This is a genomic window from Salmonella sp. WC3 (assembly GCF_042932255.1).
GTDB classification, from domain to species: Bacteria; Pseudomonadota; Gammaproteobacteria; order Enterobacterales; family Enterobacteriaceae; genus Salmonella; species Salmonella enterica.
In genome coordinates, this window is sequence record NZ_CP170629.1 from 2,005,926 (window position 1) to 2,023,167 (window position 17,242).

13 protein-coding genes and 1 pseudogene are annotated in these 17,242 nt (G+C 50.8%); 9 read left to right on the plus strand and 5 right to left on the minus strand.

Annotated elements, in window-relative coordinates:
* Positions 1 to 96: 96 nt before the first annotated feature.
* From ACFK9X_RS09505 to gtgE, 3 genes and pseudogenes are all read right to left on the minus strand, one after another.
* Entirely contained in the window at positions 97 to 723 is a 627-nt protein-coding gene (locus ACFK9X_RS09505; protein WP_000334547.1) for an SOS response-associated peptidase, read from the minus strand.
* A gap of 68 nt (positions 724 to 791) precedes the next feature.
* Positions 792 to 1,098, minus strand: a pseudogene (locus ACFK9X_RS09510) (hypothetical protein).
* Positions 1,083 to 1,769: a virulence effector protease GtgE gene (gtgE, locus tag ACFK9X_RS09515; protein ID WP_001525490.1), complete on the minus strand. Its 687-nt coding sequence runs from the start codon at positions 1,767 to 1,769 to the stop codon at positions 1,083 to 1,085. Before gtgE ends, ACFK9X_RS09510 begins: the two are co-directional and overlap by 16 nt.
* Positions 1,770 to 1,994: 225 nt before the next feature.
* Here gtgE and ACFK9X_RS09520 point away from each other — a divergent pair.
* Positions 1,995 to 3,250 (plus strand): IS3-like element ISSen1 family transposase gene (locus tag ACFK9X_RS09520; protein ID WP_151116258.1). Its coding sequence is split into 2 segments (ribosomal slippage): positions 1,995 to 2,346 and positions 2,346 to 3,250, totalling 1,257 coding nucleotides; the frame shifts between segments, so codons are not numbered across the junction.
* A gap of 104 nt (positions 3,251 to 3,354) precedes the next feature.
* On the opposite strand, the gene ACFK9X_RS09525 is transcribed toward ACFK9X_RS09520, so the two are convergent.
* Positions 3,355 to 3,546, minus strand: a complete 192-nt coding sequence (locus ACFK9X_RS09525) for a DinI-like family protein (protein WP_000497441.1) — start codon at positions 3,544 to 3,546, stop codon at positions 3,355 to 3,357.
* Positions 3,547 to 3,972: 426 nt separating this feature from the next.
* On the opposite strand from ACFK9X_RS09525, the gene pepN reads away from it, so the two are divergent.
* The 3 genes from pepN (at position 3,973) to zapC (ending at position 8,511) form a co-directional block, all read left to right on the plus strand.
* Positions 3,973 to 6,585 (plus strand): aminopeptidase N, encoded by a 2,613-nt coding sequence (gene pepN, locus ACFK9X_RS09530; RefSeq protein ID WP_023241234.1) that lies wholly within the window; start codon positions 3,973 to 3,975, stop codon positions 6,583 to 6,585.
* 207 nt (positions 6,586 to 6,792) lie between these two features.
* Positions 6,793 to 7,803 carry a quinone-dependent dihydroorotate dehydrogenase gene (gene pyrD / locus ACFK9X_RS09535; RefSeq protein ID WP_000291723.1) on the plus strand — a complete coding sequence of 337 codons (1,011 nt, stop codon included), beginning with the start codon at positions 6,793 to 6,795 and terminating at the stop codon, positions 7,801 to 7,803.
* Positions 7,804 to 7,968: 165 nt separating this feature from the next.
* Complete coding sequence (zapC, locus tag ACFK9X_RS09540) at positions 7,969 to 8,511, plus strand: cell division protein ZapC (RefSeq protein ID WP_151116260.1); 543 nt, start codon at positions 7,969 to 7,971, stop codon at positions 8,509 to 8,511.
* Here the strand turns inward: zapC and ACFK9X_RS09545 are convergent.
* Positions 8,508 to 9,617, minus strand: a complete 1,110-nt coding sequence (locus tag ACFK9X_RS09545; protein ID WP_151116262.1) for a YcbX family protein — start codon at positions 9,615 to 9,617, stop codon at positions 8,508 to 8,510. The genes zapC and ACFK9X_RS09545 overlap by 4 nt on opposite strands.
* A gap of 98 nt (positions 9,618 to 9,715) precedes the next feature.
* Between ACFK9X_RS09545 and rlmKL the strand changes: the two genes are divergently transcribed.
* The 5 genes from rlmKL to pqiC are packed head-to-tail and all read left to right on the plus strand — an operon-like array spanning position 9,716 to position 17,217.
* Positions 9,716 to 11,824: a bifunctional 23S rRNA (guanine(2069)-N(7))-methyltransferase RlmK/23S rRNA (guanine(2445)-N(2))-methyltransferase RlmL gene (gene rlmKL / locus ACFK9X_RS09550; RefSeq protein WP_001086481.1), complete on the plus strand. Its 2,109-nt coding sequence runs from the start codon at positions 9,716 to 9,718 to the stop codon at positions 11,822 to 11,824.
* 12 nt (positions 11,825 to 11,836) lie between these two features.
* Entirely contained in the window at positions 11,837 to 13,744 is a 1,908-nt protein-coding gene (locus tag ACFK9X_RS09555; protein ID WP_023241543.1) for an ABC transporter ATP-binding protein, read from the plus strand.
* Positions 13,745 to 13,758: 14 nt separating this feature from the next.
* A complete protein-coding gene (gene pqiA / locus ACFK9X_RS09560; RefSeq protein ID WP_000333152.1) occupies positions 13,759 to 15,012 on the plus strand; it encodes a membrane integrity-associated transporter subunit PqiA in 1,254 nt (417 codons plus the stop codon).
* Between the two features lie 4 nt (positions 15,013 to 15,016).
* Positions 15,017 to 16,657 carry an intermembrane transport protein PqiB gene (gene pqiB / locus ACFK9X_RS09565; RefSeq protein ID WP_151116264.1) on the plus strand — a complete coding sequence of 547 codons (1,641 nt, stop codon included), beginning with the start codon at positions 15,017 to 15,019 and terminating at the stop codon, positions 16,655 to 16,657.
* On the plus strand, positions 16,654 to 17,217 hold the full coding sequence (gene pqiC / locus ACFK9X_RS09570; protein WP_000759136.1) for a membrane integrity-associated transporter subunit PqiC: 564 nt from the start codon (positions 16,654 to 16,656) through the stop codon (positions 17,215 to 17,217). Before pqiB ends, pqiC begins: the two co-directional genes overlap by 4 nt.
* Positions 17,218 to 17,242 lie beyond the last annotated feature (25 nt).

Sequence of the window (17,242 nt, forward strand, 5' to 3'; positions counted from 1 at the left end):
GTTATGAGGGTGAGGTGGTTTTCTTGATGAGCATCTGAACGCCGGTTTGTGGGATAGGGCAGGTGGGACGGATTCGGGACAGTCATCCGTTTTTAACTATTGGCATGGATTGGTATCTTTTCGCATCATGGGACGTGTGAGCGCAGGTATGACGCGGTATGTTATTGACTTAGAATGTGGTTCCAGGAACTGGCGCATCCATACCCGAGCAGTTTCCGGTGTCAGTGCCAGCGGGCGACGATCGTGAATGTCTACCAGACCTTTATCGGCTGCGGAGGTAACAATCAGAAATCCCTCTGCTTCATCACCGCGCTCAAACGGCGTACTGCCAATGGCAGCCATGAATATCGGCTTCCCGTCCTTTCTGTGAATGAAATACGGCTGTTTTTTGTCGCCTTCCTTCTTCCACTCGAACCATCTATCGGCAAAACAGATAGCCCGGCCATGCTGCCATAGTGGCTTAAACATTCTGCTGGAGGCCGCTGTCGCGACACGGGCGTTAATAAGTGGAGCTTTATCCCACCATCCGGGAGCGTAACCCCAAATCACCGGGTCGAGATGTAATTGCTCGTCGCGTTCGCTCAATAGCAGGACTTTAGTCCCGGGCGCCACGTTATACCGGCCTATAGGCTGAGGGTCATAAGCAATATTACGATCGGCTTCGTCGGCCAGATATGCCAGATATTCTTCACGGGTCTGTGCTTGTGCAAAGCGTCCACACATATGAAACCGCCAGTCGTCAGGCTGAAAGTATAGGGCAGGGGGAAAATGTGGCGCGCTCCGGTAATGATTTACAGGGAATTTATACAGTAATTCGAAATGAAAATTTGTGTATTGATGAATTCCGAAACTGAGCAGTGAGCAAACTGATGAATCAATCGCAAATTGCGTCGAATCTCGACGGCTTTATTCCCCAGTTTCACCCCATAGCTTCCCCGTAGGAAATTGAGCCATAAAAAAAACAGCCCTGACAGGCTGGTTTTTAAGGGGAATTTTGGTCGGCACGAGAGGATTTGAACCTCCGACCCCCGACACCCCATGTTGGCGGTAGCCTGAATAATTATCTTGGTAAAGGTTAACTATCATAAAATGGTACACCAGTCTTTCCAGGAGGAGGAGTGTAAAGGTTTTGGCTCATAAACACCGTCATAGTAAAGACCACAAATACTGCAATCTTCATTTTTATATTTATCATTGAATGCTAAGGTAAGCTTGTCATAGACATCAATATTTGATTGCCATTCAGGTGAGGTATTCATTGAATCATAAATTAATACTTTTTTCACTTCACTATCATAGCCTACAATGCACTCTGCATGTAGACATTCCGAGCCAAGTGAAGGCCTGATCAACATCAGTGGTCCATGGTTTTGTAATTCGTAAGAAATAAAACTCTCAAAGTCATCTTCTACAGTACTATTGAAAACTTCTGCCTGTAAAGCTTCTTTAATGTTTGTAAAAAGAGAGGATTCAGGTATTTTTTGCACATTCATTTCTTTTAATAAATTCTCACATTCTATTATATCAATACCCTCTAATATATTATTAAACGCTTGATTATCAGAAGTGATGTCCTCTAATGCACTATAATTATTGCCATCTCTGGATTTGATAACATTTAATGAGCAAACCCAGCAATTATTGTAGAGGGTGTTGCCTGTGGTATCAAACTGGCTTTGAAAGTTACGATGGTGAATAATCTGACCCTGAGGAGTTGCTGTATTACTTCTGTAAACGCTGCCTAAACTATTTTGAATGTGTCTTAACATAATATACTCGCCGAATAGTAATTTTGTTAATGTAATTATATACTACAGTGTGGATATTAATACAATTCTTTTGTTGTTAATTATTATTTATGAAATTAATTAAAAGTGAATAAGTTAGAGGTGTTTGTTGGCCTTAAAATTACATTTGTTGAGGGGGCTTATATGATATGTTTGACCCGTCCTGAATAGCGTTGACACGTTCCAGACTTAAATCCGGAGAACGTGATGATGACTGAGTTCAAACGCACCCAACGCGATTATCCTCTATCCTTTAAAATAGCCGTCGTTGAGCAGGTCGAAAAAGGCGAGATGACCTATAAACAGGCCCAGCAGCGATATGGCATTCAGGGGCGCTCCACCGTACTTGTCTGGCTGCGTAAATATGGCCGGCTTGACTGGAGACCCGGACTTCCTGACCTGGTGAAGAGGAAACTGCCTGTGGCTCAGACAACTATCCCGCTGACACCCGAGCAAAGAATCAGGGAACTTGAAGAACAGCTTGAGCTGGCAAACCAGAAAGCTGAGTTTTTTGAGTCCGTTATCAACGTCCTGAAAAATGATTACGGGGTAAGTGTTGTAAAAAAGCGGCCCGGCAAGTCCTCACGCAAAGTCAGGCCCCCAAAATAACAGTTACGCGTGCATGTCAGTTCCTGGGGCACAGCAGACAGGCGTGGTACCAGTACAATACAAGATGTAATAAACGGCAGGAGCATCATGCTCAGGTTCTTGATTTTGTTGCCCGTACCCGGTGCCGCCAGCCGCGAATCGGTACGCGTAAACTGCACTATCTGCTGAACATGCAGGCCGATAAAACGCTGAATATCGGACGGGACCGTCTGTTTAATCTGCTGGGTGAATACCGGCTCCTGGTCCCCGTGAAACGGGCATATCACAAAACCACCAACAGCCATCATCGCTTTTACCGGCATCCTAATCTGCTGAAACCCGGCCCTGAACAGGTTACCGCCCTTGAGCCAGAGCAGGTCTGGGTCGCCGATATTACTTACCTTCCACTACGCAGCGGCACGGCCTATCTGAGTCTGGTCACCGATGCCTGCTCCAGAAAAATCGTGGGTTACCATGTCGGGGAAAACCTGCAGACAGAAAATGTGGTAAAGGCGTTCAGGCAGGCTCTGAGGCGGAGAAAAACGACAGGTCCGCTGGTACATCACTCTGACAGAGGACTGCAATACTGTTCGGTACTTTATCAGTCAGTTCATGAGCGAAACGGAATAACCTTTTCAATGACCGATGGTTACGACTGCTACCAGAATGCGCTGGCTGAGAGAATAAACGGGATACTGAAAAATGAGTTTTTACTCTCGCGTCCTGCAGACCTGGAGCAAGCGCGGGAAATAGTAAAAGAGTCCGTGGCAATTTATAACCATGAACGGCCACACCTGGCCCTGAAATACAAAACGCCCGATGATGTTCATCAGGCGTTTTACAGACAAAAAACTGTCAACCTATATCAGGACTAGTCAGTTTTTATTGTATTGTCGCATTTTTCTTAAGCTGAATCCGGATTTTGGGGAGGTGGCTAAATGTAAATGACGTGGTTTAAGATAAATCTATTTTTAATAAGCTATCTGTTCAAATTTTCGCGATCGCTTTTGTTGGTATCACTATTCAAGCAGTTTGCCTGCATCGGCTTCACCCTCACTTCGGCATCAGGGAAAATCTGGTGCACCTGCTTCGTCAGTTCGGCCAGAATGATCTCGCTGGCCCCTTCGAGTCCTTCAACATTACGCTTGTCATAAACCAGTTCTACGAACATACGTGTTTCGCTAATAACTGTTTGTATATACAGTATTTTTGCTTTGGCGGTTTTGTCTGTCAAGGCATGAACCACTTGTTTTTAAATTTTGGGGAACATACTGCGGGCGTGTTTGTTATCGATTTTCCCTGCAGGGCTGATGGGGTCTGGCGTTGACTAAAATTATGTGTGGGGCATGGATGGGGCAAAAGTGGTCTGTGAAGTTCGTTAAAGTTCGTTAATCAAGCTTCATCTCGATCTCGCTCATCCCTTGTTTAAAGCGCTCCTGGACGATCTTTATCGATTTTAAAAACTATGAGTACATATTATAAAAATGTAGCAAATAGGCCGTTTGTGCCTGAAAAGATGAACATTCTGCGTAGCGCGATTTGCGCAACAGGAATAGACTGGAGTCGACACTCTACACAAAGATGCGAAAGGTTTTTTATGACACAACAGCCACAAGCCAAATACCGCCATGACTATCGCGCGCCGGATTACCAGATTACTGATATTGACTTGACCTTTGACCTCGATGCCGAAAAAACCGTGGTCACCGCAATAAGCCAGGCTGTTCGTCATAGCGCGCCTGATGCGCCTCTTCGCCTTGATGGGGAAGATTTAACGCTGGTATCTATCCACGTCAACGATGCGCCGTGGACAGCATATAAGGAAGAAGAGGGCGCGCTTATCATCAGCGACCTGCCAGAGCGTTTTACGTTACGCATTGTCAACGAGATAAGTCCGGCGGCGAATACGGCGCTGGAAGGATTGTACCAGTCCGGCGATGCGCTCTGTACCCAGTGTGAAGCGGAAGGCTTCCGCCATATTACCTGGTATCTTGACCGCCCGGACGTACTGGCGCGATTTACCACCAAAATTATTGCCGATAAAAGCAAATATCCGTTCCTGCTTTCCAATGGCAACCGTGTTGCGCAGGGTGAACTGGAGAATGGCCGTCACTGGGTTCAGTGGCAAGATCCGTTCCCGAAACCGTGTTATCTGTTTGCGCTGGTGGCCGGTGATTTTGACGTGCTGCGCGATACCTTTACCACCCGCTCCGGGCGTGAAGTCGCATTAGAACTATACGTTGACCGTGGCAATCTGGATCGCGCGCCGTGGGCAATGACCTCGCTGAAAAATTCCATGAAATGGGATGAAACGCGTTTTGGGCTCGAATATGACCTCGACATCTATATGATTGTCGCGGTGGATTTCTTTAATATGGGCGCGATGGAGAATAAAGGTCTCAATATCTTTAACTCCAAATACGTGCTGGCGCGAACCGATACCGCGACGGATAAAGATTATCTCGATATTGAGCGCGTGATAGGCCATGAGTATTTCCACAACTGGACCGGCAACCGCGTCACCTGCCGCGACTGGTTCCAGTTGAGCCTGAAAGAGGGGCTAACCGTGTTCCGCGATCAGGAGTTTAGCTCTGATTTGGGGTCACGCGCGGTGAACCGCATCAGTAACGTACGTACCATGCGCGGTTTACAATTCGCGGAAGACGCCAGCCCGATGGCGCATCCTATCCGCCCGGATAAAGTAATCGAAATGAATAACTTCTACACCCTCACCGTTTATGAAAAGGGCGCGGAAGTCATTCGCATGATCCACACGTTGCTGGGTGAGGAGAATTTCCAGAAGGGGATGCAGCTTTATTTTGAGCGCCATGACGGCAGCGCCGCGACGTGTGATGACTTCGTACAGGCGATGGAAGATGCTTCTAATGTCGATTTGTCCCATTTCCGCCGCTGGTACAGTCAGTCCGGCACGCCGATTGTAACGGTAAAAGATGATTATAATCCGGAAACCGAGCAGTACACGTTGACCATCAGCCAGCGCACTCCGGCGACGGCGGATCAGGCGGAGAAGCAGCCGCTGCATATTCCATTCGCCATCGAACTGTACGATAACGAAGGCAACGTCATTCCGTTGCAAAAAGGCGGTCACCCGGTCAACGCCGTGCTGAACGTCACGCAGGCGGAGCAGACATTTACCTTCGATAATGTTTACTTCCAGCCTGTTCCGGCCTTGCTGTGCGAGTTTTCAGCGCCGGTGAAACTGGAATATAAATGGAGCGATCAGCAGTTGACGTTCCTGATGCGCCATGCGCGCAATGATTTCTCCCGTTGGGATGCGGCGCAAAGTCTGCTGGCCACATACATTAAACTGAATGTGGCGCGTCATCAGCAGGGGCAACCGCTATCGCTTCCGGTGCATGTCGCTGATGCGTTCCGCGCAGTACTGTTGGATGAGAAAATCGATCCGGCGTTGGCCGCAGAAATTTTAACGCTGCCTTCGGCCAATGAAATTGCGGAGCTGTTTGAGGTCATTGACCCGATCGCCATTGCGCAAGTTCGTGAAGCGCTAACGCGTACGCTGGCGGCAGAACTGGCGGATGAGTTCTTAGCTATCTATAACGCCAATCATCTGGATGAGTATCGTGTTGATCACGGCGATATCGGTAAGCGCACGCTGCGCAATGCTTGCCTGCGCTTCCTGGCGTTTGGCGAGACGGAGCTGGCTAATACGCTGGTCAGCAAACAGTATCGCGACGCCAATAATATGACCGATGCGCTGGCGGCCCTGTCTGCTGCGGTGGCGGCGCAGTTGCCGTGCCGCGATACGCTGATGCAGGAGTATGACGATAAGTGGCATCAGGACGGCCTGGTGATGGATAAATGGTTTATCCTGCAATCCACAAGCCCGGCGGAAAATGTACTGGAAACCGTACGCGGCCTGCTCAAACACCGTTCTTTCAGTATGAGCAACCCGAACCGCATCCGTTCATTAATTGGCGCGTTTGCTGGCAGCAACCCGGCGGCGTTCCATGCGCAAGACGGTAGCGGATACCAGTTCCTGGTCGAGATGCTGACCGATCTGAATAGCCGTAACCCGCAGGTAGCATCTCGCCTCATTGAACCGCTGATTCGTCTGAAACGTTATGATGATAAGCGTCAGGAGAAAATGCGCGCGGCGCTGGAGCAGTTAAAAGGACTGGAGAATCTTTCCGGCGATCTGTACGAGAAGATAACTAAAGCGTTAGCCTGACAGTATCCGTTATAAAGAGGTAAGACATGCCCGGTAAGCGTTAGCGCTGCCGGGTATTTTTTTGCCGGACGATGACGCTCGTTGGCGAAACGTGAAGTGAGAATGAAGGAAAACGATTGCTATTTATTGCCGTAGGTCAATTCCCTTTTGCTTTGTTATCGCCCATAATACGCCCCCGGTTTGCACACCGGGAATCCAGGAGAGTTCATGTACTATCCCTTCGTTCGTAAAGCCCTTTTCCAGCTCGATCCAGAGCGCGCTCATGAATTTACATTTCAACAATTACGCCGCATTACAGGTACGCCGCTGGAAGCGCTGGTACGCCAGAAAGTACCGACAAAGCCGGTTACCTGCATGGGACTTACCTTTAAAAATCCACTGGGGCTGGCTGCCGGTCTGGATAAAGACGGGGAGTGCATCGACGCGTTAGGCGCGATGGGGTTTGGCTCCCTGGAAATCGGCACCGTGACGCCGCGCCCACAGCCGGGTAACGATAAGCCGCGTCTTTTTCGTCTGGTGGATGCTGAAGGTCTGATCAATCGGATGGGCTTTAATAATCTGGGCGTCGATAACCTGGTCGAGAATGTTAAAAAAGCCCATTTTGATGGTATTCTGGGAATTAACATCGGTAAAAATAAAGATACGCCTGTCGAAAATGGCAAAGATGACTACCTGATTTGTATGGAAAAAGTCTATGCTTATGCGGGTTATATCGCCATTAATATTTCTTCGCCGAATACGCCAGGGCTACGTACGCTCCAGTATGGCGATGCGCTGGACGATCTGTTAACTGCCATTAAAAATAAGCAAAACGATCTTCAGGCGATCCACCATAAATATGTGCCGGTGGCAGTAAAGATCGCGCCGGATCTTTGTGAAGAGGAATTGATCCAGGTTGCCGATAGCCTGCTTCGTCATAATATTGATGGGGTGATTGCGACAAATACCACCCTCGATCGTTCTCTGGTACAAGGAATGAAAAATTGCCAGCAAACGGGGGGATTAAGTGGCCGGCCATTACAATTAAAAAGCACAGAAATTATTCGCCGTTTATCCCAGGAGTTAAAAGGACAATTGCCTATTATCGGCGTCGGCGGCATTGACTCAGTTATCGCCGCGCGCGAGAAGATAGCGGCAGGAGCTACGCTGGTACAAATTTATTCCGGCTTTATTTTTAAAGGCCCGCCATTGATTAAAGAAATCGTAACGCACATCTAAACTTTACCCTTTATCAGACAACCAGGGCTTTATTTCCGGCGCTGGTTGTTTTATATTTCTCCACTGTTGCTTATTTAGACATTTTAGGCTTTTATTATTGGGGTAATAAACGAAGCGGCAAAAGGACAATGCTGTTACGAGTTGCTTAAAAGCGGGAGAGAGGTAATGCGAATTAAACCTGACGATAACTGGCGCTGGTATTATGATGAAGAACACGATCGTATGATGCTCGATCTCGCCAATGGTATGCTTTTTCGCTCGCGCTTCTCTCGTAAAATGCTTACGCCGGACGCGTTTTGCCCGACCGGTTTTTGTGTGGATGACGCTGCGCTCTATTTTTCCTTTGAAGAAAAATGCCGGGATTTCGAATTAACCAAAGAGCAACGCGCGGAGCTGGTGTTGAATGCGCTGGTGGCGATTCTCTATCTCAAACCGCAGATGCCAAAAAGCTGGCATTTTGTAGCGCATGGCGAAATGTGGACCCCAGGAACGGGTGATGCCGCAAGCGTCTGGTTAAGCGATACGGCGGAACAGGTTAATTTGCTGGTCGTTGAGCCGGGAGAAAATGCCGCGCTGTGTCTGCTGGCACAGCCAGGCGTGGTGATAGCAGGCCGAACCATGCAGCTTGGCGATGCGATTAAAATTATGAACGACAGGCTGAAACCGCAGGTTCACTGTCACAGTTTCAGCCTTGAACAAGCGGTTTAATTTTCCAGTCGTAACGCGGTCTTAGGCACGCAGCTACAGCTCAGAATCGTACCATCGTCACCCATAGCCGATTTTTTCAGCGGACTTACTTCGCCTTCCAGCAAACGTATCCGGCAGCAACCACAGATACCAGCCCGGCAAGAATACGGAATACGAATTCTCTGATTCTCCAACTGTTCCAGTAGTACCTGTTGATTATTCCCGCAGAAGGTTTGCCCCTGCCAGTCGATGGTTACACTCGCGTCCGGGTGTTTCTCTGGCGTAACGCTGTCGTCGACCGTTGTGGCGCCATAAGCTTTTGCCGGCGCTGTCGCCAGAATCTCCACTTCATCGCCGACGCGAACGACGCCGCTATTGCGGGCAATCAAATTCTGACCGAAATCCACATCGCCATTGTCCTGGGCGGTACGAAAAGCTTGCAGTGTCGCCAGCGGTTCGCCGGAAGGATGTTTTTGCCCCTTTTCAGGGCTGACGGTCGTAAAAATACAGCGGCTACAGGGCTTCACGACGTCAAAAATCACATCGCCAATGCGAAGCACTTTCCAGCTATCTTCCTCCCAGGCCGCTACGCCGGAAACCACTAAGTTTGGGCGAAATTGTTCCATTTGTACGCCTGCCGGACAACGCTGTTGCAGATCGCGCAGCGAGGCTTCGTTGGTCAATAAATACGGGTAGCCATCGGCAAATCCCAGCGGCACCGCGTTATGTCGTTTGACCCGGCGTGTCAACTGCGGCCCAACCCAGCGCAACTGGACATCGCGGGAGAAAAAGCCGCTCAACCATTGATTAATCGCCGTCGGGGCGATGCGAGCGGTAAAATGGTTTCCCCAGACCTCGGTCGGCGCATCCTGCGGGGTGAAATCCGTAAAGCGAACCAGCGCGCTACTGCCGTCTGGCGCGGTCAAATGGAGGCCGTCGTGTAAGGGAGAAGGGGTAAAACGTACCATTTGTGGAAACTGGCGGGCGGTAATAAATGTGCCGTCAGGCTCGGTCACCATGAAGATGCGATCAAAAGCCAGGCCGCTGATATCTGCCAGCGCATGAGTCAGGCCAATGCCGCGCATGGATTTGACCGGATGAATAAAGAGCCGTGATAACGTCGCCACCGTACAGTCCCTCAAATGAAAATAAGCCTTCAACTTTATGACATGGGCGTGAGATTAGCTATAATGCGCAACAATTTTCTTAGCGTAAAAGTGACAATATGAATTCTCTGTTTGCCAGTACGGCCCGCGGGCTGGAAGAGCTGTTAAAAACTGAACTGGAAAAACTGGGCGCCGTAGGGTGTCAGGTTGTTCAGGGTGGGGTCCATTTTCAGGGCGACACGCGGCTTATTTACCAGAGCCTGATGTGGAGCCGCCTGGCCTCGCGTATTATCCTGCCGATGGGTGAGTGCAAGGTCTACAGCGATCTCGATCTTTACCTCGGCGTTCAGGCGATAAACTGGACAGAGATTTTTAATCCTGGCGCGACGTTTGCGGTGCATTTCAGCGGCCTGAACGACACCATCCGTAATAGTCAGTATGGCGCGATGAAAGTTAAAGACGCGATTGTCGATGCGTTTACGCGGAAAAATCTTCCGCGTCCAAATGTGGACCGCGAATCGCCGGACCTCCGTATTAACGTCTGGCTGAATAAAGAAACTGCCAGCATTGCGCTGGATCTCAGTGGTGATGGCCTGCACCTGCGCGGTTATCGCGATCGCACCGGGCTGGCGCCAATTAAAGAGACGCTGGCGGCAGCGATTGTTATGCGTTCCGGCTGGCAGCCAGGTACGCCGCTGCTCGACCCTATGTGTGGTTCGGGGACACTGTTGATTGAGGCCGCGATGTGGGCGACCGATCGCGCGCCGGGCCTGCACCGTGGTCACTGGGGATTTAGCGGCTGGGCGCAGCATGACGAGGCTATCTGGCAGGAAGTGAAAGCCGAAGCGCAGACCCGGGCGCGTAAGGGGCTGGCGGAGTATTCCTCTCATTTCTACGGTTCCGACAGCGATGCGCGCGTCATTGAGCGGGCGCGCAGCAACGCCCGTCGCGCCGGTATCGGGGAGCTTATCACCTTTGAAGTGAAAGATGTGGCGCAACTGAGTAATCCATTGCCGAAAGGCCCGTATGGTACGGTGATCAGTAACCCGCCTTACGGCGAACGTCTGGACAGCGAACCGGCGCTGATTGCGTTGCACAGCCTGTTGGGTCGTACCATGAAAAATCAGTTTGGCGGCTGGAACCTGTCGCTGTTCAGCGCTTCGCCCGATTTGCTGGGCAGCCTGCAATTACGTGCCGACAAACAGTTTAAAGCCAAGAATGGCCCGCTGGACTGCGTGCAGAAAAACTATCATATTGCGGAAACCACGGCGGACAGTAAGCCGGCGACGGTGGCGGAAGATTACGCTAATCGCCTGCGTAAAAATCTTAAAAAGCTGGAGAAATGGGCTCGCCAGGAAGGGATTGAATGCTATCGCTTGTATGATGCCGACCTGCCGGAATATAACGTGGCGGTAGACCGTTACGGCGACTGGGCGGTGATTCAGGAATATGCGCCGCCGAAAACGGTGGATGCGCAAAAAGCGCGGCAGCGCCTGTTCGATATTATTGCGGCAACCTTGTCAGTGCTCGGTATTCCGCCGAATAAACTGGTGTTAAAAACCCGTGAACGGCAAAAAGGAAAAAACCAGTATCAGAAAATGAGCGAGAAGGGCGAGTTCCTTGAGGTCAGCGAATATAATGCGCGCTTATGGGTAAATCTGACGGATTATCTCGACACCGGTCTGTTCCTCGATCACCGTATTGCCCGCAGAATGCTGGGAGAAATGAGCAAAGGCAAAGATTTCCTGAATCTCTTTTCTTATACCGGCAGCGCCAGCGTACATGCGGGTCTGGGCGGCGCGCGCAGCACCACAACGGTGGATATGTCCCGCACCTATCTGGAGTGGGCCGAACGTAATTTGCGTCTGAACGGACTGAGCGGCCGCGCGCATCGCCTGATTCAGGCCGACTGCCTGGGCTGGCTGCGCGAGGCGAATGAACAGTTCGATTTGATCTTTATCGATCCGCCGACGTTCTCTAACTCAAAACGTATGGAAGAGTCGTTTGATGTTCAGCGCGATCATGTCGCGTTAATGAAAGATTTAAAACGTCTGCTGCGTAAAGGCGGCACCATCATGTTCTCAAATAATAAGCGCGGATTCCGTATGGATCTGGAAGGGCTGGCGGAACTGGGGCTTACCGCACAAGAAATTACGCAAAAAACGCTCTCCCCGGATTTTGCCCGTAACCGTCAGATTCATAACTGCTGGCTGATCCGCGCCGCCTGAAAGGAAAAGTAAATGTCATTAATCAGTATGCATGGCGCATGGCTGTCGTTCAGCGACGCGCCGCTTCTCGATAACGCAGAGTTGCATATCGAAGATAACGAACGCGTCTGTCTGGTGGGGCGTAACGGCGCCGGGAAATCCACCTTGATGAAGATCCTCAACCGCGAACAGGGTCTGGACGATGGGCGTATTATTTATGAGCAGGATCTGATCGTCGCGCGTCTGCAACAGGACCCGCCCCGTAATATTGCGGGCAGCGTCTATGACTTTGTCGCCGAAGGTATCGAAGAACAAGCGGAATACCTCAAGCGCTATCATGAGATTTCCCGTCTGGTGATGACCGATCCCAGCGAGAAAAACCTCAATGAAATGGCGCGCGTACAGGAACAGCTCGATCATCATAATCTGTGGCAGCTGGAAAACCGTATTAATGAAGTGCTGGCGCAGCTTGGACTCGATCCTAACGCCGCGCTGTCGTCGCTCTCCGGCGGCTGGCTGCGTAAAGCCGCGCTGGGTCGGGCGCTGGTCAGCAATCCGCGCGTATTGTTACTGGATGAACCGACTAACCATCTGGATATCGAAACTATCGACTGGTTGGAAGGGTTTCTGAAAACCTTTAACGGAACGATTATTTTTATCTCTCACGATCGTTCGTTTATTCGCAATATGGCGACCCGCATTGTCGATCTCGATCGTGGCAAACTGGTCACCTATCCGGGAAATTACGATCAATACCTGCTGGAGAAAGAAGAAGCGCTGCGCGTAGAAGAGTTACAAAACGCGGAATTTGATCGCAAACTGGCGCAGGAAGAAGTCTGGATTCGCCAGGGGATCAAGGCGCGCCGCACCCGTAATGAAGGGCGCGTGCGGGCGTTAAAAGCGATGCGTCGTGAACGCAGCGAGCGCCGGGAAGTGATGGGCACGGCGAAGATGCAGGTCGAAGAGGCGACGCGCTCCGGTAAAATCGTTTTTGAGATGGAAAACGTCGATTACCAGGTAGAAGGAAAACAACTGGTAAAAGATTTCTCCGCTCAGGTACAGCGCGGTGACAAGATTGCGTTAATTGGCCCGAACGGCTGCGGTAAAACCACGCTACTGAAACTGATGCTGGGACAGCTTCAGGCTGACAGCGGGCGCATCCACGTAGGAACGAAGCTGGAAGTCGCCTACTTCGATCAGCATCGCGCCGAACTGGACCCGGAAAAAACCGTGATGGATAACCTGGCGGAAGGCAAGCAGGAGGTGATGGTAAACGGTAAGCCGCGCCATGTACTGGGCTATTTGCAGGACTTCCTGTTTCACCCCAAACGGGCGATGACGCCCGTCCGCGCGCTTTCCGGCGGCGAACGTAACCGTCTGCTGCTGGCGCGACTGTTCCTCAAGCCGAGCAATCTTTTAATTCTCGATGAACCAACGAACGATCTTGACGTCGAAACGCTGGAACTATTAGAAGAATTAATTGATGGCTATCAGGGCACGGTACTACTGGTCAGCCACGATCGGCAATTTGTCGATAATACCGTGACGGAATGCTGGATTTTCGAGGGCGGCGGCAAAATCGGACGTTATATCGGCGGCTACCATGATGCGCGTGCGCAGCAAGAGCAGCATCTGGCGACGAAACAGCCGATGGCGAAAAAAAATGAGGAAGTTATTGCCCCTAAAGCAGAAATTGTAAAACGTGGCAGTAGCAAACTAAGCTATAAACTGCAGCGCGAGCTGGAGCAGTTACCCGGTCAGCTTGAAGACCTGGAAGCGAAGCTGGAAGCGCTACAGGCGCAGGTTGCGGATGCGGCCTTTTTTAGCCAACCCCATGAGCAAACGCAAAAAATTCTGGCCGATTTAAGTCAGGCGGAGCAAGAACTTGAGCAAGCCTTCGAACGTTGGGAGTATCTTGAAGGCCTGAAAAACGGGGCATAACGAAAGGAGCGCCTATGTGTGAACATCACCATGCTGCGAAGCACATATTGTGCCCGCAATGTGACATGCTGGTGGCTTTACCCCGCCTCTCGCATGGGCAAAAAGCAGCATGTCCACGATGCGGCGCAACGTTAACGACCGAGTGGGACGCGCCCCGGCAGCGTCCTACCGCCTATGCGTTAGCGGCACTATTTATGTTGCTGCTTTCTAACCTTTTTCCCTTCGTGAATATGAATGTCGCGGGCGTCACCAGCGAAGTCACGCTTCTGGAAATCCCCGGCGTCATGTTTTCTGAAGATTACGCCAGCCTCGGCACGTTCTTTTTATTATTTGTCCAACTGGTGCCGGCATTTTGCCTGGTGACTATTCTATTACTTGTCAACCGCGCCAGTCTGCCGTTGTCGGTAAAAAAAACGCTGGCAAGGATCTTTTTCCTCCTCAAATCGTGGGGAATGGCGGAAATATTTCTCGCCGGGGTGTTGGTCAGTTTTGTTAAGCTGATGGCCTACGGCGATATCGGCATCGGCAGCAGCTTTATTCCCTGGTGCTTATTTTGTCTCGTTCAACTGCGGGCGTTCCAGTGTGTCGATCGCCGCTGGCTGTGGGATGATATCGCCCCGCAGCCTGCACTGGCGCAGCCGTTAACGCCGGGGATTACCGGTATCCGGCAGTCTTTGCGTTCTTGCGCCTGCTGTACGGCGATCCTGCCTGCGGAGAGTCTCGTCTGTCCGCGTTGCCATACGAAAGGCTATGTCCGGCGTAAAAACAGTTTGCAGTGGACGCTGGCGTTATTATTTACCTCGATCATGCTTTATCTGCCCGCCAATATTTTGCCGATTATGATTACCGACTTACTGGGCTCGAAAATGCCGTCGACCATTCTGGCTGGCGTGATTTTGCTGTGGAGCGAGGGGTCTTATCCGGTGGCGGCGGTTATCTTTCTCGCCAGTATTATGGTGCCGACGCTAAAAATGATCGCTATTGCCTGGCTTTGTTGGGATGCGAAAGGCCACGGTAAGCGCGACAGTGAACGGATGCATTTTATTTATGAAGTAGTGGAGTTTGTGGGGCGCTGGTCAATGATTGATGTCTTTGTCATTGCCGTACTCTCTGCGCTGGTGCGTATGGGAGGGTTAATGAATATTTATCCTGCGATGGGTGCGTTGATGTTTGCTTTAGTCGTCATAATGACAATGTTTTCTGCGATGACCTTTGATCCGCGTCTGTCGTGGGATCGTGAATACGAACCAGGCCATGAGGAGTCCTGATAGCATGGAACCTAAAAAAGGGGAAGCCAAAGTACAAAAGGTGAAAAATTGGTCGCCTGTCTGGATATTCCCGATTGTTACTGCGCTTATTGGAGCCTGGATTCTGTTTTATCACTACAGCCACCAGGGACCGGAAGTTACCTTAATTACCACCAATGCGGAAGGCATTGAAGGCGGAAAAACGACGATCAAAAGTCGCAGCGTGGATGTCGGCGTGGTTGAAAGCGCGACGCTGACTGACGATCTGACCCATGTACAAATCAAGGCGCGGCTTCATTCCGGTATGGAAAAGTTGCTGCATAAAGACTCGGTATTTTGGGTCGTAAAACCGCAGGTAGGGCGTGAAGGCATCAGCGGGCTTGGGACGTTGTTATCAGGCGCGTATATTGAACTACAACCAGGAAGTAAGGGCAGCCAGCCGGAAAGCTATCAGCTTCTTGACTCACCGCCGTTGGCGCCGCCCGATGCCAAAGGTATTCGTGTGATTCTGGGCAGCAAAAAGGCCGGTCAGCTCAGTCCTGGCGATCCCGTTCTGTTCCGGGGTTATCGGGTAGGATCCGTTGAAACCAGCTCTTTCGATCCGCAAAAACGGACAATGAGTTATCAGTTGTTCATTAAGGCGCCAAACGATCGATTGGTCACCAGTAATGTCCGATTCTGGAAAGATAGCGGTATCGCTGTGGATCTGACATCGGCGGGAATGCGCGTGGAAATGGGATCGTTGACGACGTTGTTTGGCGGCGGCGTGAGTTTTGATGTGCCGGAAGGACTTGAGCAGGGGCAACCCGTCGCCGAAAAAACGGCGTTTAATCTCTACGACGATCAAAAAAGTATTCAGGATTCGCTGTACACCGATCATATCGATTACCTGATGTTCTTTAAAGATTCGGTGCGCGGATTACAACCTGGCGCGCCGCTGGAGTTTCGCGGTATTCGTCTGGGGACGGTAAGCAAAGTGCCTTTCTTTGCGTCTAATATGCGTCAGGTGTTTAACGACGATTACCGTATTCCTGTGCTGGTGCGCATTGAACCGGAGCGTCTGAAAGCGCAACTGGGAGAAAATGCGGATGTTGGCGCGCATTTGACGGAACTGCTTAAGCGCGGTTTACGCGCTTCGCTTAAAACCGGTAACCTGGTGACCGGGGCGCTGTATGTCGATCTGGACTTTTATCCTAAGGAGCCGCCGATTACCGGGCTACGCGAATTTGATGGTTATGAAATTATTCCCACCGTCAGCAGCGGCCTGGCGCAAATTCAACAGCGACTGGTGGAAACGTTGGATAAGATCAACAACCTGCCGCTGAATCCGATGATTGAACAAGCGACCAATACGCTGTCTGAAAGCCAGCGTACTATGCGTCGGCTGCAAACCACGCTGGATAATATGAACAAGATTACCTCCAGTCAGTCGATGCAGCAGCTTCCGGCGGATATGCAAACGACGTTACGCGAACTTAACCGCAGTATGCAAGGCTTCCAGCCTGGATCGGCGGCGTATAACAAAATGGTGGCGGATATGCAGCGTCTCGATCAGGTGCTTCGTGAGTTACAACCGGTGTTGAAAACTCTGAACGAGAAGAGCAACGCGCTGGTATTTGAAGCGAAGGATAAAAAAGATCCTGAGCCTAAGAGGGCGAAACAATGAAAAAATGGCTAGTCGTGATAATGGCGTTCTGGCTGGCGTCATGTAGCTCCGGCGGAGAGAATAAAAGCTATTATCAGCTCCCGATAGCGCAAAGCGGTGTGCAAAGCACCGCAAGCCAGGGCAACCGTCTCTTATGGGTAGAGCAGGTTTCCGTACCTGACTATCTGGCAGGTAACGGCGTGGTGTATCAAACCAGTGATGTCCAGTATGTGATTGCCAATAACAATCTGTGGGCCAGCCCGCTGGATCAGCAATTGCGTAACACGCTGGTGGCGAATCTTAGCGCCCGGCTTCCTGGCTGGGTCGTCGCTTCCCAGCCGTTGGGAACCACCCAGGATACGTTGAACGTTACCGTAACCGGATTCCATGGACGTTACGATGGTAAGGTTATCGTCAGCGGGGAGTGGTTATTAAACCACAACGGACAACTGATTAAGCGGCCTTTCCATATCGAAGCCAGCCAGCAGAAAGATGGCTATGATGAGATGGTCAAAGTACTGGCAAGCGCATGGAGTCAGGAAGCAGCCGCTATCGCAGATGAGATAAAGCGCCTTCCCTGAGATAAAAGTAATGTAAATTTAACCG